This is a genomic window from Streptomyces sp. NPDC059256, assembly GCF_042753785.1.
Lineage (GTDB): Bacteria > Actinomycetota > Actinomycetes > Streptomycetales > Streptomycetaceae > Streptomyces.
This window is the reverse complement of the sequence record NZ_JBHYZO010000003.1, coordinates 678,083-698,951: the sequence shown is the minus strand read 5'-3', so window position 1 is coordinate 698,951 and position 20,869 is coordinate 678,083. Positions and strand designations below refer to the sequence as shown.

21 protein-coding genes are annotated in these 20,869 nt (G+C 70.0%); 17 read left to right on the top strand and 4 right to left on the bottom strand.

The genetic code is table 11. The features are described 5' to 3' along the window. The first annotated feature begins 78 nt into the window (after positions 1-78). From ACFXJL_RS10975 to ACFXJL_RS10940, 8 genes are all read left to right on the top strand, one after another. A complete protein-coding gene (locus ACFXJL_RS10975; protein WP_384640803.1) occupies positions 79-774 on the top strand; it encodes a TetR family transcriptional regulator in 696 nt (231 codons plus the stop codon). Positions 775-1,004: 230 nt separating this feature from the next. After that, positions 1,005-2,216: an alpha/beta hydrolase gene (locus ACFXJL_RS10970; RefSeq protein ID WP_384640806.1), complete on the top strand. Its 1,212-nt coding sequence runs from the start codon at positions 1,005-1,007 to the stop codon at positions 2,214-2,216. Positions 2,217-2,291: 75 nt separating this feature from the next. Then, the gene (locus ACFXJL_RS10965; RefSeq protein ID WP_384640809.1) at positions 2,292-3,164 is read left to right on the top strand and encodes a DUF4429 domain-containing protein; all 873 of its coding nucleotides are present in this window, start codon (positions 2,292-2,294) and stop codon (positions 3,162-3,164) included. A gap of 102 nt (positions 3,165-3,266) precedes the next feature. Next, positions 3,267-4,592 (top strand): sensor histidine kinase, encoded by a 1,326-nt coding sequence (locus tag ACFXJL_RS10960; RefSeq protein WP_384691155.1) that lies wholly within the window; start codon positions 3,267-3,269, stop codon positions 4,590-4,592. Then, positions 4,589-5,266 carry a response regulator gene (locus ACFXJL_RS10955; RefSeq protein ID WP_384691152.1) on the top strand — a complete coding sequence of 226 codons (678 nt, stop codon included), beginning with the start codon at positions 4,589-4,591 and terminating at the stop codon, positions 5,264-5,266. The genes ACFXJL_RS10960 and ACFXJL_RS10955 overlap by 4 nt, the downstream gene beginning before the upstream one ends. Before the next feature lie 2 nt (positions 5,267-5,268). Beyond that, complete coding sequence (locus tag ACFXJL_RS10950; protein WP_384691380.1) at positions 5,269-5,667, top strand: response regulator transcription factor; 399 nt, start codon at positions 5,269-5,271, stop codon at positions 5,665-5,667. Between the two features lie 172 nt (positions 5,668-5,839). Further along, a complete protein-coding gene (locus tag ACFXJL_RS10945; RefSeq protein ID WP_384691149.1) occupies positions 5,840-6,877 on the top strand; it encodes an alpha/beta hydrolase in 1,038 nt (345 codons plus the stop codon). Then, positions 6,874-8,082 carry an acyltransferase gene (locus tag ACFXJL_RS10940; RefSeq protein WP_384691146.1) on the top strand — a complete coding sequence of 403 codons (1,209 nt, stop codon included), beginning with the start codon at positions 6,874-6,876 and terminating at the stop codon, positions 8,080-8,082. Before ACFXJL_RS10945 ends, ACFXJL_RS10940 begins: the two co-directional genes overlap by 4 nt. Positions 8,083-8,111: 29 nt before the next feature. On the opposite strand, the gene ACFXJL_RS10935 is transcribed toward ACFXJL_RS10940, so the two are convergent. Further along, complete coding sequence (locus ACFXJL_RS10935; protein WP_384640827.1) at positions 8,112-9,131, bottom strand: aldo/keto reductase; 1,020 nt, start codon at positions 9,129-9,131, stop codon at positions 8,112-8,114. A gap of 182 nt (positions 9,132-9,313) precedes the next feature. Then, positions 9,314-9,763, bottom strand: a complete 450-nt coding sequence (locus tag ACFXJL_RS10930; RefSeq protein ID WP_358881168.1) for a MerR family transcriptional regulator — start codon at positions 9,761-9,763, stop codon at positions 9,314-9,316. 86 nt (positions 9,764-9,849) lie between these two features. Here ACFXJL_RS10930 and ACFXJL_RS10925 point away from each other — a divergent pair, with 86 nt between their 5' ends. Then, entirely contained in the window at positions 9,850-10,317 is a 468-nt protein-coding gene (locus ACFXJL_RS10925; protein WP_384640831.1) for a GNAT family N-acetyltransferase, read from the top strand. Between the two features lie 10 nt (positions 10,318-10,327). Continuing rightward, on the top strand, positions 10,328-11,152 hold the full coding sequence (locus ACFXJL_RS10920; protein WP_384691142.1) for a serine hydrolase domain-containing protein: 825 nt from the start codon (positions 10,328-10,330) through the stop codon (positions 11,150-11,152). Positions 11,153-11,168: 16 nt separating this feature from the next. Here the strand turns inward: ACFXJL_RS10920 and ACFXJL_RS10915 are convergent, their stop codons facing one another. Further along, complete coding sequence (locus ACFXJL_RS10915) at positions 11,169-11,828, bottom strand: pirin family protein (protein ID WP_358881171.1); 660 nt, start codon at positions 11,826-11,828, stop codon at positions 11,169-11,171. Between the two features lie 101 nt (positions 11,829-11,929). Between ACFXJL_RS10915 and ACFXJL_RS10910 the strand changes: the two genes are divergently transcribed. The 5 genes from ACFXJL_RS10910 (at position 11,930) to fabF (ending at position 16,879) form a co-directional block, all read left to right on the top strand. Then, positions 11,930-13,114: a helix-turn-helix domain-containing protein gene (locus tag ACFXJL_RS10910; RefSeq protein ID WP_329018247.1), complete on the top strand. Its 1,185-nt coding sequence runs from the start codon at positions 11,930-11,932 to the stop codon at positions 13,112-13,114. 89 nt (positions 13,115-13,203) lie between these two features. Then, a complete protein-coding gene (locus ACFXJL_RS10905; protein ID WP_358881172.1) occupies positions 13,204-14,151 on the top strand; it encodes an ACP S-malonyltransferase in 948 nt (315 codons plus the stop codon). A gap of 37 nt (positions 14,152-14,188) precedes the next feature. Continuing rightward, positions 14,189-15,190 (top strand): ketoacyl-ACP synthase III, encoded by a 1,002-nt coding sequence (locus ACFXJL_RS10900; RefSeq protein WP_358881173.1) that lies wholly within the window; start codon positions 14,189-14,191, stop codon positions 15,188-15,190. A gap of 56 nt (positions 15,191-15,246) precedes the next feature. Beyond that, complete coding sequence (locus ACFXJL_RS10895) at positions 15,247-15,501, top strand: acyl carrier protein (protein ID WP_250918979.1); 255 nt, start codon at positions 15,247-15,249, stop codon at positions 15,499-15,501. Between the two features lie 115 nt (positions 15,502-15,616). Then, positions 15,617-16,879 (top strand): beta-ketoacyl-ACP synthase II, encoded by a 1,263-nt coding sequence (gene fabF, locus ACFXJL_RS10890; RefSeq protein ID WP_358881174.1) that lies wholly within the window; start codon positions 15,617-15,619, stop codon positions 16,877-16,879. Positions 16,880-17,504: 625 nt separating this feature from the next. On the opposite strand, the gene ACFXJL_RS10885 is transcribed toward fabF, so the two are convergent. After that, positions 17,505-17,999: a DUF3145 domain-containing protein gene (locus ACFXJL_RS10885; protein WP_384691136.1), complete on the bottom strand. Its 495-nt coding sequence runs from the start codon at positions 17,997-17,999 to the stop codon at positions 17,505-17,507. A 300-nt stretch (positions 18,000-18,299) separates the two neighbouring features. On the opposite strand from ACFXJL_RS10885, the gene ACFXJL_RS10880 reads away from it, so the two are divergent. Both ACFXJL_RS10880 and ACFXJL_RS10875 read left to right on the top strand, forming a co-directional pair. Continuing rightward, complete coding sequence (locus tag ACFXJL_RS10880; protein ID WP_358881196.1) at positions 18,300-19,223, top strand: SGNH/GDSL hydrolase family protein; 924 nt, start codon at positions 18,300-18,302, stop codon at positions 19,221-19,223. A 382-nt stretch (positions 19,224-19,605) separates the two neighbouring features. Beyond that, positions 19,606-20,844, top strand: a complete 1,239-nt coding sequence (locus ACFXJL_RS10875; protein WP_358881175.1) for a pyroglutamyl peptidase — start codon at positions 19,606-19,608, stop codon at positions 20,842-20,844. Positions 20,845-20,869: the final 25 nt, after the last annotated feature.

Genomic DNA, 20,869 nt, shown 5'->3' with positions numbered 1-20,869 from the left:
TGAAGTATCCGGCGAAATGTCCGGTGCAAGAGACCATGAATCGAGGGTCAAGTGACGGGCCAGATGGCGGCCGAGCCCATGGCCGAGCCGACCGGGCTGCGTGAGCGGAAGAAGCAGCTCACCCGTGATGCGCTCGTGCGTGCGTCCTTGGAGCTGTTCATCTCCCAGGGGTACGAGCAGACCACCGTCGATGAGATCGCGGACGTGGTCGACGTCTCCCAGCGGACCTTCTTCCGGTACTTCACCAGCAAGGAGGAGGTGGCCTTCGCCCTCCAGGACCTCGTCAGCAACCGCTTCTGCGCACTCCTGAAGGAGCGCCCGGCCCACGAAGTGCCGTTCGAAGCCCTGCGGAACGCGGTCCTCCTGGGCTGGGACCACATCGACGAGGCGCTCGGCCAGATCGCGCCGGTCGAGATCCACTTCCAGACCTGTCTCATGATCGAGTCGACGCCCGCCCTGCTCGCCGCGCATCTGCGCCGCTCCACGGAGATGGAGGAGCAGGTCGCCCGGCTGATCGCGGCGCGCGAAGGGCTCGATGTCGACGCGGACCCACGCCCGCGCACCCTGGTGGCGGCCTTCAGTGCGGTGATGAGGGTGGCCGGACAGCTGTGGAGCCGTGGCGATGACCCCAGCAAGGACGCCCTGCGGGACTTGACCGCCGGATATCTGCTGCAACTGGGTCCGGCACTGGCCCAGGACTGGCACGGCGGGCACGGGAGCAACGAGACCGCGCTCGACGGTGAAGCGGTAGAAGCAGTGAGCAGTGAGCAGTGAGCAGTGACTAACGGTCCCGCGGCATCGCGTCCCGACCTGACGGCCCTCCGGTTCTGACGCACCGCGGGCCCTGACGGATCGTCAGGATCCCTACCGCGGGTGTGCGCCAACGATCCACCGCCCGTCGAGTCACGGCCCTTCCCCCCTCCACTCCCGATATCCCTCTTGGACACGTGAGTTACCTCACGGTCCCGACGAGGCCCATCACGTCTCTCCTAGGGTGGTGGGCAGTGACTCCTTTCAGCCCTTCTCCCGCCCTGGCCGGTTGGCGCGGTCTCCTTGCGCTCGCGGTCGTGTTCATCATGTTGACCACCACCGGTTGGACCGCCGAACGCCAGCGGAGCGCGCCGCGCGACTTCTTCGAGGCGGAGTCGACGGCATGGCGCAAGGCCAGGGTCGACGGCCGTGCCCTGCCCGGCACGGACAGCACGCCCTCGCAGCTGGCCGCCTTCTTCGCCTCGCTCGACCGTGCCCGGAGCCATCGGCTCGCCCAGCGGTTCCCGTTGGTGGTCGGCAATCTCAACGGCGCCCCGGTCGCGCTGCGCTATCAGGCCAACCGCACGGCCATCGCCCACTCGCTCGCCGTCGAGACCCAGCGACGCAAGACGGCCCGGCTCAATGCCGAGGGTCGCCACCACAGCATGCGCCGGATCCATCGCTTCCAGGCCCTGATGCGGCCCGGGCGGCAGATCCTGGCCTTCGATCCGTCCGGCTCCGGCAGGGCTGCCGAAGTCTTCGGCAGTCTGGAGCGGGCCGACCGGGTCTCGGTGATCGTCCCCGGGGTCGACACCAATCTCCTCACCTTCCAGCGCAGCGCCCGCAAGTACAGCGCCCCCGTGGGCATGGCGCAGTCGCTCTACGCCGCCGAACGCGTCGCCTCCCCCCGTACCCGTACCGCGGTCATCGCCTGGGCCGACTACATCACCCCCGCCGGGCTCGGGATGGACTCGGCCACCGGGCGGCTCGCGGAGAACGGTGCGGCGCGACTGACCCGGCTGGTCGACGCACTGCCCGGCGCATCGGAGATCGCCCTGTTCTGCCACAGCTACGGTTCGGTGGTGTGCGGGCTCGCGGCCAGGGAACTATCGCCCCGCGTCACCGACATCGCGGTCGCGGGCAGCCCGGGGATGCGCGCCGGCAATGTGACCGAACTCCGCGCCCGCGCCCGGGTGTGGGCGATGCGGGACCGCGATGATTGGATTGAGGACGTGCCCCATCTCCAGGTCGGCGGCCTAGGTCACGGCGCCGATCCGATGGCTCCCGAGTTCGGGGCACGTGTGATGTCGGCGGACGGCGCGATCGGCCACAGCGGCTATTTCGAGCCGGGCACCGAGAGCATCGCCAACCTGGCGGTGATAGGTGTCGGGTCCTACGCCGAGGTGGTCTGCTCCCCCGCGGACATCGAGTGCGGCCACGATATTTTCGGTGAAGCAGCGGCCTGACGCGCGTAGAGCTCCGTGTATTGCACACCTGACGAAGGGGCGACGTGGAAGCGCCGGCAGCCTACGATGATGCGTATGGGTGATGTATTGGCTGGAATTCAAGCCACATGGGAGTTTGAGTCCGACTCCGTGCTCATCCGCTATGAACGGGGACACCGAACGCCGAAGCTCTTGCAGGCGCTCCATGAACGCCGCATCCCCCACGAGGCGTTGGCATCGGTGACTCTCTCCCCGGGCAGGCGGGGGACGGTGGTGCTGTACGCGGCGCCCAGACCAGGCGCGGACCCGCTGATGGAAGCCGCGGCCGGACAGCTCAAGGAAGAGTGCGACCCCTATCGACTGGTGCTACCGGCCGATGGCAAGGACATGGCCGAGTTCCATGCCGGGGAACTCAGAACAGTACTGGCCGCGGACGCGGACCGGCCCACCGAGCGGTACGCCGTTGCCGCCCCCGACGCACCGCTGACGTTCAAGGCGTCCGACGGAAGGGCGTCCTTCGACGGTCGGCACGTCGGCTTCCGCTGGTCCCGCACGGGGGCCTCCTCCGCAAAGTGGAAGGCGGGCGACCAGAGCTTCGCGGTGAGCGAGCTCAGCGGGGTCGAGTGGCGCACGCCCGAAGCCGCCGACGGATATCTGCGGCTGCTGCGCAGGTCGGACGTCCTCCTCGGCGAGGGGAGCACGCCCCCCGCGCGGGTGGACCAGGACCCCGCAGCGGTCGTGTTCGGCGTCCGCAGCGGACCGGTGCACGAGTCGCTGCCCTTCGCGGCTGCGGTGTTGGAATCGGTGCAGAAGTCCGGCGCTGCGCCCGCTCTGGCCCTGCACACCGCACGGCGCGACCCGGCTGACATCGCCGAGCGGATCAGACATCTTGGCGAACTGCATCAGGCGGGCCTGGTGACCGACGACGAGTTCAGTTCCAAGAAGGCGCAGCTGCTGGCGGAGCTCTGACCTCCGGCGGCCTTCGAACGGGTGTCATACCCAGGTATGACACCCGTTTCGGCTCCTGGGTATGACGCTTCGCTGAACCGGTCTGCCTACTCTGACCAGGCCATGTCTGATACTCCTCCCCCCCATCCCCCCGACCTGCGCGGGCGCGCGCTCCACACCGCCCGCCGCGGCTGGGGCTTCCTCACGGCCGACCTCCGGGCGCCGTCCGCCTCGACGGCCCCCCTGCTCGGCACGGCCCGCAGACCGTGGCTGCGGGCGCTGCCGTACGTCGTCGCCTTCGCCGGCGTCGCAGCGCTGCTGCCGGTCACCATCAACGTGCTGACCAACGGGTACGGCCTCAACGGAGCCCTCGCGGGTGCGCTGGCCACCGCCCAGACCGCACCGCTGCTGCTCGCCGTGACCCGCCCGCTGAAGGCGTGGTGGATCATCTACACCGCCGATGTGCTGGGTGCGGTGGCCCTGATGGGCGCGGACCGCACCGAGGGGCTGGCCTGGCCCTGGACACCCATGGTCGTGGTCGGCTATCTGCTGCTGATGGCCTTCGTGGGCCTACGGGAGCCGCGCCGCACCCTGGTGGCGGTCTGGCTGGCCACCGGTGTCGCCGGGATCGTCTTCGAACTGGTCTCCCAGACGCTGAGCGACGGCGTTCATGTACTGCTGTTCGTGCTGACGGGGGTGGTCCTAGTGGTCACGGGCGCGCTGCGCGAACGCGGCGACGCACAGCGCAGATTGGTCGCCCAGGAGACCATCAGCGAGGCCGAGCGCGCCCGGCGCACCCTGTTGGAGGAACGCACCCGGATCGCCCGTGAGCTCCATGACGTGGTCGCCCACCACATGTCGGTGATCACCGTCCAGGCAGATTCGGCCCCGTACCGGATCGAAGGTCTGCCGCCCGCCGCGCAGGAGGAGTTCGCGGCGATCGCGGCCGGCTCCCGGGAGTCGCTCAACGAGATGCGCCGACTGCTGACCGTGTTGCGCAGCGAGGGCACGGAGGGCGAACTGGCACCGCAACCGGGTCTGTCCCGCGTACAGCAGTTGGTGGAGGCGGCGGTGCGGGCGGGGGTGCCGGCGGAGTTGACCATGAGTCCGCCGGCCGGGGCGGTGCCGCAGTCGGTCGATCTGTCGGCGTACCGGATCGTCCAGGAGGCGCTGTCGAACGTGGTTCGGCACGCGCCGGGAGCCTCGACGCGGGTGTCCATCACCTCGGACGGCGAGCAGTTGATGGTCCTGGTCGTCAACGGCCCCGCCGAGGAACGCGCCGCACCCCTGGAGTCCCATCCCGGCACCGGTCACGGCCTGGTCGGAATGCGTGAGCGCGTACGGTTGACCGGTGGGAGGCTGGACACCGGACCACTGCCCGACGGCGGTTTCACGGTGGCCGCCCAACTGCCCCTGACCCCGCCAGTCGGCCCGAAGGATCCTTCGTGACCATTCGTGTGATCATCGTCGACGACCAGGCCATGGTGCGCGCCGGTTTCGCCGCGCTCCTGTCGGCACAGTCGGACATCGATGTGGTGGGCGAGGCCGCGGACGGCAGGGCGGGGGTGGAGGTGTCCCGCACCACCCATCCGGACGTGGTGCTGATGGACGTCAGGATGCCGGAGATGGACGGCCTGGCCGCAGCCCGCGCGATCCTCTCCCCGCCGCCGGGGGTGATCCATGTGCCGAAGGTGTTGATGCTGACGACCTTCGACGTGGACGACTACGTGTACGAGGCGCTGCGCGCCGGGGCCTCGGGCTTCCTGTTGAAGGACGCACCGCCCGCCGATCTGATCGCCGCGGTACGGATCGTGGCGGCCGGGGAGGCCCTGCTCGCGCCTTCGGTGACCCGCCGGCTCATCGCGGACTTCGCCACCCAGCGACCGGCACCGCGCAAGGACCCGTCGCTGAGGCTCAAGGGCCTGACACCACGGGAGACGGAGGTGCTGGAACTGATCGCCCGGGGCCTGTCGAACCGGGAGATCGCCGAGCAGTTGGTGTTGGCCGAGCAGACGGTGAAGACCCACATCGGGCGGGTGCTGGCCAAACTCGCCCTGCGGGACCGCGCACAGGCCGTGATCTTCGCGTACGAGTCGGGGTTGGTGCGCCCGGGGTCGTCGTAGCGATCGACGGCGCTCGCCGCACGGACCCGTTCGGGCCGTGGGGTGCGGGCACGGCTCAAACTGGCCGGGAGGAGCGCCGCAGACGTCGATCCGGACACGGGACGACCGCTCGCCGGCACACCTCGCGACACCCGCCGGCGCGACCGCTTCACCCACCGGCCCCCGCACTGGAGGCCCTCACCGCCCGGGAGCGCGAGGTCCTGGTGCTCGTGGCACGAGGACTGTCCAACACCGACATCTGCGAGTACCTCCACCTCAGCAGCGGCACGGTCAAGACCCACATGGGCCGGCTGCTGAGCAAGCTGGGGGCTCGGGACCGTGCGCAGCTGGTCATCAGCGCATACGAGTCGGGGCTCGTCCATGCCGCTCGGCCATCGGCGCCGAAACCCGGCCACCGTTGATCACGAGTTCCGGCCGGCACCGCGCGCTTCAACCGCCGATGTGAGCGCACGACCCCTACACCCCCTACCCCAGTAGCATCCCCGGCTTGGCTCCCCGGGGTGACGATCCGCGACCCGTCGCCTTCCTACCTTCCTCCCGTCACACACAACGGAAGAAGGAGGGGACGGGCCGATGCGCCGCTACAAGAGGACCCTGCTGGCCGTCGCGCTCGCGACCAGTGTCATCACCGGAACCGCCGGATGGGCGTCGGGAAGTGCGCAGCGCGCGGTCACCGGGCCTCCGCCCGGCACCGGCGCCTGGGTCGAAGACCGCTCCATCGGACGGGCGTTGCCGCACCCGTCGACCGCGTCGGCGCGGCAGGTGGCCGGCTTCTTCCGTACGTTGAGCCCTCCGCAGCAGGGAGAGCTCGTGCGACGGCATCCGCTCGTCGTGGGAAACCTGGACGGCGTACCCGTCGCCCTGCGCTACCGGGCCAACTCATTGGCCGTGCGCGGCACCTCCTTCGAGCGGCTGGCGGCTCCCGGGCGGCAGATCCTGGCCTTCGATCCCCGGGGGCGGGGGCAGGTCGCCGAGGTGTACGGGGACCTGGAGCGGGCCCGTACCGTGTCCGTGGTCGTGCCCGGGGCGGACATCGACGCCGGGACCTTCGATCGGACCGGCGACCCCTACGGCACGCCGACGGGGATGGCCAAGTCGTTGCGCACCGCGGCGGGGAGTGGGACCGCCGTCATCGCCTGGGCGGGGTACACGACACCCGTCGGTGTCGGTCTCGACGCCGCCACGGGAGAGCTCGCCGAAGCAGGTGCCGTGCGGCTGACCCGCTTCGGGCAGGGCCTCAAGGCGCTGGCGCTACCGGCTCCTGTGCTGTTCTGCCACAGCTACGGCTCCGTCGTCTGTGGACTCGGCGCACGGGACGAGAGCCTGAACGCCTCCGGCATCGTCGTCTTCGGCTCCCCCGGGGTGCGCGCCGACTCGGCAAGGGAGTTGAAGACCCCGGTGTGGGCGGCCAAGAGCGCCGACGACTGGATCTCCAAGGTGCCCCATGTGCGCTTCCTGGGGCTCGGCCACGGGAACGACCCCACCGACCCGGACTTCGGCGCCCGCCCCGTACCGGCCCGCCAGGCCCACGGGCACAGCGGCTACTTCGCCCCCGGCACCGACTCGCTCCACGCGTTCGCCGCCATCGCCAGGACGGGAGGCGCACGATGACGTTCGCCGCGACGGTCGCGAGGATCGAGGCCCGCACCCCCGCACACCGCGACCGCGCCGTCGACGGGCTGCGGGCGCTCGCCCTGCTGGCCGTCCCCCTCGGCCACTGGCTCCTGGGCGGTCTCGCCCTCGGCGACGACGGCGCACTGCGCAACGCCAGTCCGCTCGCCTCCTTCGGCTTCTTCGCACCGATCAGTTGGGTGCTCCAGATGCTGGGGATCTTCTTCCTGGTCGGCGGCTACTCCTCCGTGCTGTCCTTCCGTCGGCACACCGGGACCACCGGTCAGTGGCTGCGCCAGCGCACGGCCCGTCTCGGTCGGCCCGTGCTCGGTGTCACGGCGGTGTGGGCCGTGCTGCTCCCGGTGTTGTACGCGGTCGGGGTGCCCCTCACCACCCTGCGCACCGGCTCCACCCTGGTCGTCCAACCCCTGTGGTTCGTCGGCGTGTATCTGGTGGTCACCGCACTGACGCCCTACTGCATCCGGGCCGCCCGCAGGCTCGGCGCATGGGCCGCCGCCCCGCTGCTGCTGAGCGTGGCCGTCGTGGACCTGCTGCGGTACGGGCCGTACGCGGATGCCATGCCCTCCTGGCTGAGCATGCTCAACATCCTGCCCGGCTGGCTGTTCGCCTATCAGCTCGGAGTGAGCTGGGGCGAGGGCCGCATCACCCGGCGGCACGCCCGTGGACTGCTCATCGGCGGCGCCGCACTGTTCGCCCTGCTGCTCGCCGTCTTCCACTACCCGGCGTCGATGGTCGGTGTTCCGGGCGAGGCCCGCACCAACTCCCACCCGCCGTCGCTGCTGGTCCTGGCGCTGGCCATGGTCCAGAGCGGTGCCGCGATCCTGTTGCGCGGCCGACTGGCGAAGTTGCTGGCGCGGCCCGCACTCTGGGCCCCCGTCGTGGTCATCAACCTGTCCGCGATGACGATCCTGTGCTGGCACCAGACGGCGATGCTGGCGGCGACCGTGCCGGTGTCGTTCGGGGGGGCGGTGCCCGGGCTGACCACGGCCCCGGACACCCTCGGCTGGGTGCTGGCCCGGATCGCCTTCCTCCCCCTGTTCGCCGGGCTGCTCATACTGATCGGACGGTACGCACGGGGCTTTGAATCGCCGTGGCGGACGGGAAGCGCATCGGCGGGGGTCCGTCGGGCGGCAGCGGGCGTGCTCGCCGCGGGATTCGCCGTCTTTGCGCTGGGGCTCGCCTGAGAGTTGTTACGGAAGGGTGGGCGGCGCGGTCAGGACCCTTCGCGTGCCACCGCGGTCCAGGTCATGTCCGGGTAGCGGTCCCCGGCGACCTGACCCGCGATCGGCTCCAACTGCGTCAACTCCGCTTCGGTGAGCGTCAGTCGGGTCGCCGCCGTGTTCTCGCGCACACGACCGGGGCTGCGGGTGCCCGGGATCGGCACCACCGACAGTCCGTGGACCGTGGCACGCTGCTGGACCCAGGCCAGGGCGATCTGCGCGGGTGTCGCCCCGTGTGCGGCGGCGATCTTCCGCACGGGCTCCAGCAGTGCGGCGTTGAGGCGCGCGTTGTCACCGGTGAACCGAGGCTGGTGGGAACGGTAGTCGCCGGCCGCCAGGTCCCGGGCAGCGTCCGTGAAGGACCCGGTCAAGAAGCCGCGGCCCAACGGTGAGTACGGGACGAAGGCGATGCCCAGCTCGACCGCCGCGGGCACGGCGCTGTGCTCCACATCGCGGCTGAACAGGGACCACTCGGACTGGAGCGCGGTGATCGGGTGCACCGCATGCGCCTCGCGCAGTTCGGCACCGGTGACCTCGCTCAGACCGAGGTGTCGAACCTTGCCCGCGGTGACCAGTTCGCCCATGGCGCCCACCGACTCGGCCAACGGAACCGCCGGATCGCGGCGGTGCATGTAGTAGAGGTCGATCACGTCGACGCCGAGCCGCGACAGGCTGGCGTCGATGGACTGCCGGACGTAGGCGGGGTCGTTGCGCACACCGCGGTGGTCCGCGTTGTCGGTGCGGACGATCGCGAACTTGCTGGCGATCGTGATCCGGTCGCGGTTCGCCTTGAAGAAGGGCGCGAGGAACCGTTCGTTGGCGCCGCGGCCGTAGGCGTCGGCAGTGTCGAAGAGGGTGACGCCTTCGTCGAGGGCGGCGTCAAGGGTCTCGCGGGCGACGGATTCGTCGGTGGTCCCGTAGAACTCGCTGATGCCCATGCAGCCCAGGCCCTGCACACCGACCGCAGGCCCGTGGGTGCCGAGTCGGGTCGATGCGATCCTGCTGGTGTCCATCAGATTCAGTCCGTTTCGGTTTCAGGGGAAGTGATCAGTCGAAAGGTCGATCGGAGTCGGTCGGAGGTCGACGGTCGACGGTCGACGGAACGGTGAGCGGGCCGGTGGACGGGGCGGTGAACGGGGCGTTCGACCGTCAGGTCTCACCTGAGGACGGGACACGACCGGGCTGCCCCGAGCGGTCAGTCGGCCGCCTGCTGGCGGTCCGCGTAGAACTCGATCTTGTAGTCCAGCACCGCGAGGGTGCCCTGGAGCTCCGCGATCCGGGTGAGGACATCCCGGCGGGTGCGCGCCAGCAGTTCACGGCGCTCCGCCAAGGTGGAGTCCCCCACCCGGGTCAGTTCGGCGTAGCGGACCATGTCGGCGACCGACATTCCGGTCAGCCGCAACTTTCCGACCAGGGACAGCCACTCCAGATCGCGGTTCCTGAACCGCCGCTGCCCGGTGTGCGAGCGATCCACGTGGGGCATCAGCCCGATCCGCTCGTACCAGCGCAGGGTGTGTGCGCTCAGTCCGGTGAAGTCCGCGACCTCACTGATCGTGTAGAGGTCCCGGCCGTCGGGGCGGGGAAGCGCTTCGGCGGGGGCGAAGCAGATGCGCTCCCTGGTGGTGCTGCTCTCGGTCAGCGTCATGTCCTCCACGCTAGGACCTTGGAGTGCACTCCAAGCAAGCGGAATCCGGTGGAGATCGCTCTGTGGACCGTTCTAGGTTCGTGGCCATGAGTCGCATTCGCCGTGCCACACCTGCCGACGCCGAAGAACTCATCCGACTACGCAAAGTCATGCTCGACTCCTACGGCAGTCCGGACCCCGATGGGAGGTGGATCTCGGTCGCGATCGCTGATCTGCGCAGACGGCTCGCGCCCGTGGACGCTGACCTGGCCGCGTTCGTCGCGGAGCGTGCAGAGAGCGGCGCACTGGCCGCCTGTGCGGTGGGCTCCGTGGAGCGCCGGCTCGGCAGTCCGGGCAACCCCGGGGGTACGAACGGCCATCTCTTCAGCGTCGCCACCGACCCCGACATGCGCCGTCGGGGACTGTCCCGCGGCTGTGTGGAAGCCCTGCTGGACTGGTTCCGGGAGCGGGGCCTGACCCGGGTCGAGCTACGGGCGTCGCCGGAGGCCGAACCGCTCTACGCCTCCCTCGGGTTCGTCCGGACCCCCGATCCGGCCATGAGGCTGACCCTTTAGGCTCGTGGTCATGCAGAGCCTGGCAATGATCGACGACTGGCCCGTTCCGACCGCGGCGGCGGCCGTCGTACGCGCGGACGGCACCGTGACCGGTGCGCACGGTCCGGTCGACCGACGCTTCCCGCTCGCCTCCGTCACCAAGCCGCTCGCCGCGTACGCGGTGCTCGTGGCCGTCGAGGAGGGTGCGCTCGAACTGGACGAGCCGGCCGGACCCGAGGGGTCCACGGTGCGCCATCTCCTCGCCCACACCTCGGGGCTGGCGTTCGACGAGCACAAGGTCAGCGCCGAGCCGGGGGCGCGTCGGATTTACTCCAACGCCGGGTTCGAGGTGCTGGCCGACCACGTGGCCAAGGCCACCGACATCCCCTTTGCCGAGTATCTGCACCAGGCCGTCCTGGAACCGCTGGGCATGACGGGGACCTCGCTGGAGGGTTCCGCGGCGAAGGACGCCGTCTCCACGGTGAACGATCTGGTCCGCTTCGCGGCCGAGGTGCAGTCGCCACGGCTCCTGGACGCGCGTACGGTCCTGACGGCGATGACGGTCGTGCACCCCGGGCTCGACGGACTGCTGCCCGGGTACGGCCGGCAGCGGCCGAACGACTGGGGACTCGGCTTCGAGATCAGGGACGGCAAGTCGCCGCACTGGACCGGCGCCTCCTCCTCGCCCCACACCTTCGGGCACTTCGGTCAGTCGGGGACGTTCCTGTGGATCGACCCCGAGGTGGGCGCGGCCTGTGTCGCCCTGACCGACCGGGCCTTCGGAGCGTGGGCGGTGGAGGCGTGGCCACCGTTCACGGACGCCGTGCTCGCCGAACTGCGTTCGGCTGCCGGCTGAGCCCACACCGAGCGGCTCAGCCGGTGAACTCCCAGATCAGCACCTCGGCCGGTCCGGCGGTCGCGATCAGCTCCAGCCCTCGGCCGTCCGTGACCCGCGCGGCGTCACCCGGTCCCAGGTCGTGTTCGCCCAGCCGGAGTTGACCGCGGACGACATGGACGTGGACCGCCGCCGCCGTGGGGAGCTCGGTCCGCTCCCCCACCGCCGGGCGGCGAATGTGGAGCAGCGCACCCGACGCGGGCAGTTCATAGGGCTCGGCGTCCCCGATCGCGCGCACCACCTCGTACGAGGGCTCGCCCCCGTGGGAGCGCGGTGCCAGCCACATCTGGACGAACACCAGGGGGGTGTCACCGTCGTTGCGCTCCTCGTGCCGCACCCCGCTCGCCGCACTCAGCCGTTGGACGTCCCCGGGCCGTACGACGGTGGTGTGGCCGGCCGAGTCGCGGTGGGTCAACTCGCCCTCCACGACCCAGGTGACGATCTCGGTATGGCTGTGGGGGTGTTCGTCGAAGCCGGCCCCCGGCTCCAGACGCTCCTCGTTGCAGGCGATGAGCTCACCGAAGCGAAGATTGTCCGGGTCGTAGTGGGAACCGAACGAGAAGGCGTGGCGGGTGGTGATGCCCCGTGCGGGCTCGCCACCGCTGTAGCGCTCATCCGAACGCCGTACATCGATCACGTGCCCACCGTAGCCTCCGCCATGGGCCCGGCCGTGTCCTGTGCACCGTCCACGAACCCCGGCACTTAGCTACGGCGTCCTGATAAGGCACTCTTGTCCCCGTGCCCGAACCTGCATCGAACGCCGCCCACCCGCATTCCGCGACCCTGCGCCGCCTGGAGCAGTCATCCGGCCGGCTCGCCGCGAACGCCATCGCACGCATGGACGAGTCGCTGCCCTGGTACCGGGCGATGCCACCGGAGAACCGCTCGTGGATCGGCCTGGTCGCCCAGGCCGGCATCGCGGCGTTCACCGAGTGGTTCCGGCGCCCCGACACGCCCCAGGCCATTTCAACCGATGTCTTCGGCACCGCCCCGCGCGAGCTGACCAGGGCGATCACCCTGCGCCAGACCGTGGAGATGGTGCGTACGACGATCGAGGTGATGGAGTCGGCGATCGAAGAGGTCGCCGCGCCGGGCGACGAATCGGTGCTCCGGGAAGCCCTCCTCGTGTACGCCCGTGAGATCGCCTTCGCAACCGCACAGGTGTACGCGCAGGCGGCCGAGGCCCGTGGCGCCTGGGACGCCCGCCTGGAGTCCCTGGTGGTGAACGCCGTCCTGTCGGGCGAGGCCGACGAGGGCGCGGTGTCCCGGGCCGCCGCGCTGGGATGGAACTCGCCCGAGCACGTCTCGGTCATCCTCGGCACCGCTCCGGACGGGGACAGCGAACTGACCGTCGAGGCCATTCGGCGCGCCGCCCGGCACGCCAAGCTCCAGGTACTGACCGGAGTGCTCGGGGACCGTCTCGTGGTGATCGCGGGCGGTAGCGACAATCCGATCCAGGTCGCCAAGGCGCTGATCGGCCCTTATGCCGCAGGACCGGTGGTCGCGGGGCCCGTGGTGCCCGACCTGCTGGCGGCCACGAAGTCGGCCCAGGCGGCGGCGGCCGGGCTCAAGGCGTGTTTGGCCTGGCAGGACGCTCCGCGGCCGGTTCTGGCCGACGACCTCCTCCCGGAACGCGCCATTGCGTCCGATCCCGCCGCGCGTGAGCAGCTGGTGGAGGAGATCTACAGACCGCTGGAAGAGGCCGGTTCCGCGCTGCTGGAAACGCTCAGTGTCTATCTCGAACAGGCGAGCAGTCTGGAGGGCGCGGCACGAATGCTGTTCGTTCACCCCAACACCGTGCGCTACCGGCTCCGACGTGTGACTGATGTCACCGGCTGGTCACCCTCCGATGTTCGCTCCGCGTTCACTCTGCGAATCGCTCTCATCCTCGGACGCTTGGCTGACGCTGATCCACAGTCCTAGACTTTTGTCAGACACCAACAATTCCCCTGACGGTTCTTCGTCCCTGTCCCCACGGGCGTCCAGGGGCGTACACAAGAGAGAGTGTGAGAGTGCTCGTACTCGTCGCTCCCGGCCAAGGCGCTCAGTCGCCCGGTTTCCTGACCCCATGGCTCGACCTCCCTGGGCTCTCCAGCCGTGTCGGGGAATGGTCGGAGGCCATCGAACTGGATCTCGTCCACTACGGCACCAAGGCCGACGCGGACGAGATCCGGGACACCGCCGTGGCCCAGCCCCTGCTGGTCGCCGCGGGACTGCTGTCCACTGCCGCGCTGGGCACGGACGCCAAGCCTGACGCCGTCGCTGGTCACAGCGTGGGCGAGATCACCGCCTCCGTGTACGCACGGGTCATCGACGAGCTCGACGCGCTGCGCTTCGTCAGGACGCGCGGCCAGGCGATGGCCGAGGCCGCCGCGGTGACCGAGACCGGGATGGCCGCCCTGCTCGGCGGCGAACCGGAGCAGGTCGTGGCCCATCTCGAAGGACTCGGGTTGACGGCGGCCAATGTGAACGGCGCCGGCCAGATCGTCGCCGCGGGCACCGCGGAGCAGCTGGCCGCCCTGGCCGAGGACAAGCCGGAGAACGTCCGGCGGGTCGTCGCCCTGAAGGTCGCCGGGGCCTTCCACACAGAGCACATGGCCCCCGCGGTCGTGGCCCTTGAGGACGCGGCCAGGAAGCTGACCGTGGGCGATCCCGCCCTGCCCTATGTCTCCAACAAGGACGGCGCGGTCGTCGCCACGGGGAGCGAGGTCATCGCCCGACTGGTCGGGCAGGTGGCCAACCCGGTGCGCTGGGACCGGTGCATGGAGACCTTCAAGGCACTGGGCGTGACCGCGATCGTGGAGGTCTGCCCCGGAGGCACCCTGACCGGCATCGCCAAGCGGGCCCTGCCGGGCGTGGCCACCCTCGCCCTGAAGACCCCCGACGACCTCGACGCGGCTCGGGCGCTGTTCGCCGAGCACGCGGGGACCGACGCCACCGCCGACCGTTCGGGCGCCTGACCGCGCCCTGCCGAGTCTGACAAGGAGAGCCGTAGAGATGGCGAAGATCAAGCCCAGCAAGGGCTCCCCGTACGCGCGGATCATGGGCGTCGGCGGCTACCGGCCCACCCGGGTGGTGCCCAACGAGGTCATCCTGGAGACGATCGACTCGTCCGACGAGTGGATCCGCTCCCGCTCCGGCATCGCCACGCGCCACTGGGCCTCCCCGGAGGAGACCGTGACGGCGATGTCCGTGGAAGCGGCGGGGAAGGCGATCGCCGATGCGGGGCTCACTCCCAAGGACATCGACGGCGTGGTCGTGGCGACCGTTTCGCACTTCAAGCAGACCCCTGCAGTGGCCACCGAGATCGCGGACAAGCTGGGCACGGGCAAGCCGGCCGCGTTCGACATCTCGGCCGGATGCGCCGGCTTCGGCTACGGCCTCACGCTCGCCAAGGGCATGGTGACCGACGGCTCGGCCAGCCATGTGCTGGTCATCGGCGTGGAGCGGCTGAGCGACCTGACCGATCTGGAGGACCGCGCGACGGCCTTCCTCTTCGGTGACGGCGCCGGCGCGGTGATCGTGGGGCCCGCGAAGGAACCCATGATCGGTCCGACCGTCTGGGGCTCCGAGGGCGACAAGTCCAGCACCATCACCCAGACCGTTCCGTGGACCGACTACCGCGACGGCACGGTGGAGCGCTTCCCCGCGATCATGCAGGAGGGCCAGGCGGTCTTCCGCTGGGCCGTGTTCGAGATGGCGAAGGTCGCCCAGCAGGCGCTGGACGCGGCCGGAATCAGCGCGAGCGACCTGGACGTCTTCATTCCGCACCAGGCCAACATGCGGATCATCGACTCGATGGTGAAGACCTTGAAACTGCCGGATCACGTCACGGTCGCCCGTGACGTGGAGACCACCGGCAACACCTCGGCCGCCTCGATCCCGCTCGCGATGGAGCGGCTTCTGGCGACCGGGCAGGCCAAGAGCGGCGACACAGCTCTCGTCATCGGCTTCGGGGCGGGTCTCGTCTACGCAGCCACGGTCGTTACCCTCCCCTAGGCAACCGGACCATCCGGACGCCACACCGCTAGATAAAGAAACCGAAGGAGCGCCACATGGCCGCCACGCAGGAAGAGATCGTTTCCGGTCTCGCGGAGATCGTCAACGAGATCGCCGGCATCCCGGTCGAGGACGTCCAGCTGGACAAGTCCTTCACCGATGACCTGGATGTCGACTCGCTGTCCATGGTCGAGGTCGTCGTCGCCGCCGAAGAGCGCTTCGACGTCAAGATCCCGGACGACGACGTCAAGAACCTGAAGACCGTCGGTGACGCCGCGGACTACATCGCGAAGCACCAGGTCGCCAAGTAACCGGTTCGGCCCCGGGCTCGGGCCATCGGTCCTGAGCCCCAAGGCGCGCTTGTCGCCACCTGATGGTGGCGTCGCATCACATTCAGCACCCCTTACACGTGGAGAATGAATTCCGATGAACTCGACCAATCGCACCGTGGTCGTCACCGGTATCGGCGCAACCACACCGTTGGGTGGCGACAGCGCATCGACCTGGGAGGGTCTGCTCGCCGGCCGCTCCGGAGCGAAGCTCCTCGACGACGAGCGTTTTGCCGAACTCCCGGTCAAGATCGCCGCGCTTGCGGCGGTCGACCCGCTGGACGTACTGCCGCGTCCGCTGGCCCGCAAGCTGGACCGCTCGGCGCAGTTCGCGCTGATCGCGGCCCGGGAGGCATGGGCTGACGCCGGCTTCACCGCACCGGCCGGCGAGGACGAGCAGGTCGAGCCGACCCGGCTCGGTGCCGTGGTCGCGTCGGGCATCGGCGGTGTGACCACGCTGCTGGACCAGTACGACGTGCTCAAGGAGAAGGGCCCGCGGCGGGTCTCCCCGCACACCGTGCCCATGCTCATGCCGAACGGCCCGTCGGCCAATGTCGGCCTGGAGGTGAACGCCCAGGCGGGCGTGCACTCCCTGGTCTCCGCGTGCGCATCCGGCGCGGAGGCGATCGGCTACGCCTTTGAGATGATCCGCAACGGCCGGGCCGACGTGGTCATCACGGGCGGTACCGAGGCGGCGATCCACCCCCTTCCGGTGGCCGCGTTCGCCAACATGATGGCGATGTCCAAGAACAACGAGGAGCCGGAGAAGGCTTCCCGCCCGTACGACAAGGGCCGCGACGGCTTCGTCCTGGGCGAAGGCGCCGGTGTGATCGTGCTGGAGTCCGCCGAGCACGCCGCCAGGCGCGGGGCCCGGGTCTACTGCGAGGTGCTGGGGCAGGGGCTGTCCGCGGACAGCCACCACATCGCCCAGCCCGAGCCGGAGGGTCGCGGCATCGCGGCGGCCATGCGCAATCTGCTGGAGTCCTCCGACCTCAAGCCGGAGGAGATCGTCCACCTGAACGCGCACGCCACCTCGACCCCGTTGGGTGACGTGGCGGAGGTCAAGGCCCTGCGCCAGGTCCTCGGTGACGACCTCGACCACGTGGCCGTCTCGGCGACGAAATCGATGACCGGCCACCTCCTGGGCGGTGCGGGCGGTATCGAGACGGTGGCGACGGTGCTGGCGCTGTACCACCGGATCGCCCCGCCCACGATCAACGTGGACGAGTTGGACGAGCAGGTCGAGGCCGACATCGTGCGCGGTGAGCCGCGGGCGCTGCCGGAGGGCACCATCGCCGCCATCAACAACTCGTTCGGCTTCGGCGGCCACAACGTGGTGCTGGCGTTCCGGACGGTCTGACCGCACCCACATCGCCTTCTGCCGGGCCGCGTGGCCCGCGGCCCGGCAGACTGGTCTTCTCGGCTTCGGCCCGTACTCCCGGCCCGTGCTCCCGTCCGTCGGGGGTGCGGGCCTTGTGCGTGGTGCCTTGTGCGTGGGCCCGTGGGCCGTGTGCACGGGCCGGTACCACCCGAGGCGGCCTTGCGGCCCTGCTGTCACGGCGGGGGTGCAGCGGGATCCGATCTCACGGCGGGGCCGGGTTCGAGCACGTACCGGAACCCCTCGGCAAGGACGTGCGGAGGCGGAGCGAGACACATCGGTGCACCGGGTTGGTGGGTTCAAACACATCGACGCGATTGGGCCACTCGGGCGATGTGGGGGTGCACGCCGGGCCGGACCGCGCCGGCGCACCGAGACACAGTTGAGTGGCGACCGGCTCGCACAGGGACCGAATCGGTGGCGTCGACCGAGCGCCGCGCTCCAACACCCCCGCCCTCGACCCCGACGACCCCGACCGCTCAGGCATGAGGGCGGGTCAGCCCTGGGACAACGGTTGCTCGTTCACGAAGGCGCGAGTGGGCTCACCGTTGGCGTCCGAACGGGAGGCACACGGGAGCGCACACTCCTGGCGAGGTGGCGTAGGGGCTCAGACGACCTGGTGGAGCCAGCGGACCGGCGCACCTTCACCGGCGTAGCGGAACGGCTCCAACTCGTCGTCCCACGGCTTGCCGAGCAGCTTCTCGATCTCCGCTGCCAGGTCGGTCTCGCCCTGTGACGAGCGGACCATGGCGGCTCGCAGCCGGTCCTCCGGAATCAGGATGTCGCCGTGCATTCCCGTCACCGCATGGAAGATTCCCAGGTCAGGGGTGGCGCTATAGCGCTCGCCCTCGGCCGTGGCGCAGGGTTCCGACGTCACCTCGAAACGCAGCAGGTGCCAGCCCCGCAGGGCGGAGGCGAGCTTGGACGCCGTCCCCACCTCACCCTTCCAGGAGAACTCCGCTCTCCAGGTACTCGGCGAAGCCGGCTGACGGATCCAGTCGAGCTGGACCCTCAGACCGAGCACGCCGGCCACCGCCCATTCGACGTGCGGGCAGAGCGCGCGTGGTGCGGAGTGGACATACAAAACGCCGCGTGTCGTCACCGGGACCTCCAGTGTGGGACGAGGATCGCCTTCCCAACGGCCTCAGTAAACAGCATCACGAGTGAATCTCCGCAAAAGGGACAGTATGTGACGTGACGCAATTTACCGGAACCGCCGGAGCCGATGGGCACGATGCCTCTGGATCGACGGGGAAAAGCTACCGTGCGCAGGTGACTGCGAGGTGCCGTAATCTCGCTCCAAGGACCGTACGCACCAAGCTTTCACTCGGCAGGACCTCGGGGGCAGCCAGTCGATACGGAGGGGAACGGGATGCGCGGACAGCGCACACCGCAGAACACCATGCAGCCACCACGGAAACGACCGATCCATCAGTCACGACGCATCCGGACGACCGCGGCCCTGACCACGGCCGCGCTCCTCACGGCGGGTGCGCTCACCGGATGTGACTCCCCGTCGGATGCGCAGACCAAGGGCGCTCCCGCCAAGAAACGCATCATCGCCACTCCTGTCTGGGATCGCAGCCCCGACTCCATCGCCGCCGTGGGTGACTCCATCACCCGCGCCTTCGACGCGTGCGTCGTGCTCTCCGACTGCCCCGAAGCGTCCTGGGCAACCGGCACGGACGCGAAGGTGCGCAGCCTGGCCACCCGGCTGATCGGCGCACCCGCGACCGTCGCCCAGCGGGCGTGGAACTACGCCCGAACGGGCGCCGAGGCGGCGGACCTCCCGGCCCAGATGACCAAGGCTGCCGCACAGCAGCCGGAACTGGTGACGGTCATGGTGGGTGCGAACGACGCGTGCGCCGATTCGGTGACGCTGATGACCCCGGTGGAGGACTTCCGGGCGTCCTTCAGTGAGGCGTTGCGGGAGTTGCGGCGCACCGCGCCCAAGGCGCACGTCTACGTCTCCAGCGTCCCGGACCTCAAGCGGCTCTGGTCCACCGGCAAGGAGAACGCGTTGGGCCGGCAGATCTGGAAGCTGGGCATCTGCGCCACCATGCTCGGCGATGCGGAGGACGTGAGCGCCAAGGCACACCAGCGCCGGGCGTTGGTGCAGGAGCGGGTCGTCGCGTACAACGCGGTGCTGAAGGACGTCTGCGGAAAGGACCTGCGCTGTCGGTACGACGGCGGGGCGGTGTTCGAGTACCGCTTCGACGGCGACCTGTTGAGCCGGTGGGACTGGTTCCATCCGAGCAAGGTGGGGCAGAGCCGACTGGCGGAGATCGCCTACCGGAACGTCACGGCGGCCGAGCCGCCCGTCTAGTCAGCCGCGTTGTCGGCGGCACGATCCACAGCCGTGCACGGTATGCACGGGGGTCGGCCGGCGCCCCCGGAGTGGTCCCGTACCCGAGTGTGCGGCGGCAGTCCCAGCGTGCCGGGACTGCCGCACCGCTCCCTCTCGACGTGCAGGGGTGGGGTGGGAGCCGCCCGGGCCCGAGCGCAGCGGGACACCGCTGCTTCTGTCGCCTCGCAGGATCAGAGGCGGCAGAAGCGGCATGGGCGGACGTGGCCTGTGTTCCCACTGAGGCTGGCGGGATTTCTCCCCATGCGGCCCGTCCACGCCCCTGTTGGCCGAAATGATCTCTCTAGCCATGGTCGCGAGCCCAAGGTGATACTTCCGCCACCCCCCAACGGAAGGATTACCCGTGTCCCCGATACGCGCCCGCGCGACGGTGGTCGGCACCGCTCTGGCCGCCGCGCTCACCCTCTCCGTACCGCTGCCCGCCACAGCTTCGCCCGCCCCCGCCCCCACGGCGGACGCCACCGTCGAGGAAGCGCGACTCGCCCGTGCGGTGCCGCAGGAGATCCTGCGGCGCAGTGGGTTCGACGGCGAGGCGACCGATCTCCGCAAGGCGCTCGATCGTGCCCGGAGCTTTGGGCAGGCGCGGAAGGCGGTGCAGGAGCACGGCTCCGACCTCTGGGAGCGGGCGGTTGACCGGGCACAGGGCAAGGGTCCCGCGGTGGGCGACCTCAGCAGGGACGACGATCGGCCGTTGTACTGGGCGCGTCTGTCGCTGACGCTGGAGCTGCGCCAGTGGCAGCCCTCCTTCCGGCTGACGGACGGCCAGCGCGCCCGGCTCCTGGACCGACTGGAGCGTTCGTCGCGGGGTCAGGACTCGATCGACCTGCCGTCGAGCAAGCGGGTCAAGCGGGTGGTGATGACCGGCTTCGACCCCTTCACACTCGATCGCGACATCCGGATCAGCAACCCCTCGGGGGCGAGCGCGCTGGCCCTGGACGGAACGCTGATCCAGACGGCGGCCGGCCCCGCCCGAATCGAGACGGCGATCTTCCCGGTGCGCTGGCAGGACTTCGCTGACGGCTCGGTGGAGCGCACGCTCCGCGCACAGTTGCCGAAGGCGGACCTCTTCACGACGGTGAGCCAGGGGCGGGTGGGTCGGTTCGACATCGAGCGGACCAACGGCGCCTGGCGTGGCGGTTTCCCGGACAACCTCAATGTCTCGCGGACCGAGACGGTGCCCGTGGCCGACCCGTCGTCGCAGCCGCAGTGGACGTCGACGACCCTGCCCCACGCCCGGATTGTGGCGAGCCCCACCGGCCGCTTCCCGGTGTACGACAACCGGGCGGTGACGGAGATTCCCGCCGGCTCCACCACCGCGGTCGTCGCACCGAACGGCCCCACGCCCGGTTCCACGGCCCGGGCCGGCGGTGGCGGTGACTACCTGTCCAATGAGATCGCCTACCGGGCGACCCTGCTGCGCGACCGGCTGGGGCTGACGAACGCGGGAGGCCATGTGCACACCCCGGTCCTCCAGTTCGGCCCGGGCAACAGCACCGAGGTCACGGACCCGGTCTTCGTGCAGAACCGGTTGGACATCATCGCCCAGGTGCGGGCGATCATCCAGGTCGCGGCCCAGCCGTAGGCCCGGTACCGGGCTGTCCGTAGCG

What these genes read in the sequence shown, in the direction of transcription:
- ACFXJL_RS10930 (WP_358881168.1), bottom strand. Translation starts at nt 9,763, where the DNA reads ATGACGCTGACCGAGAGCAGCACCACCAGGGAGCGCATCTGCTTCGCC.
- ACFXJL_RS10920 (WP_384691142.1), top strand. Translation starts at nt 10,328, where the DNA reads ATGCAGAGCCTGGCAATGATCGACGACTGGCCCGTTCCGACCGCGGCG.
- ACFXJL_RS10880 (WP_358881196.1), top strand. Translation starts at nt 18,300, where the DNA reads ATGCAGCCACCACGGAAACGACCGATCCATCAGTCACGACGCATCCGG.
- ACFXJL_RS10965 (WP_384640809.1), top strand. Translation starts at nt 2,292, where the DNA reads ATGGGTGATGTATTGGCTGGAATTCAAGCCACATGGGAGTTTGAGTCC.
- ACFXJL_RS10935 (WP_384640827.1), bottom strand. Translation starts at nt 9,131, where the DNA reads ATGGACACCAGCAGGATCGCATCGACCCGACTCGGCACCCACGGGCCT.
- ACFXJL_RS10925 (WP_384640831.1), top strand. Translation starts at nt 9,850, where the DNA reads ATGAGTCGCATTCGCCGTGCCACACCTGCCGACGCCGAAGAACTCATC.
- ACFXJL_RS10940 (WP_384691146.1), top strand. Translation starts at nt 6,874, where the DNA reads ATGACGTTCGCCGCGACGGTCGCGAGGATCGAGGCCCGCACCCCCGCA.
- ACFXJL_RS10945 (WP_384691149.1), top strand. Translation starts at nt 5,840, where the DNA reads ATGCGCCGCTACAAGAGGACCCTGCTGGCCGTCGCGCTCGCGACCAGT.
- ACFXJL_RS10895 (WP_250918979.1), top strand. Translation starts at nt 15,247, where the DNA reads ATGGCCGCCACGCAGGAAGAGATCGTTTCCGGTCTCGCGGAGATCGTC.
- ACFXJL_RS10960 (WP_384691155.1), top strand. Translation starts at nt 3,267, where the DNA reads ATGTCTGATACTCCTCCCCCCCATCCCCCCGACCTGCGCGGGCGCGCG.
- ACFXJL_RS10900 (WP_358881173.1), top strand. Translation starts at nt 14,189, where the DNA reads ATGGCGAAGATCAAGCCCAGCAAGGGCTCCCCGTACGCGCGGATCATG.
- fabF (WP_358881174.1), top strand. Translation starts at nt 15,617, where the DNA reads ATGAACTCGACCAATCGCACCGTGGTCGTCACCGGTATCGGCGCAACC.
- ACFXJL_RS10975 (WP_384640803.1), top strand. Translation starts at nt 79, where the DNA reads ATGGCCGAGCCGACCGGGCTGCGTGAGCGGAAGAAGCAGCTCACCCGT.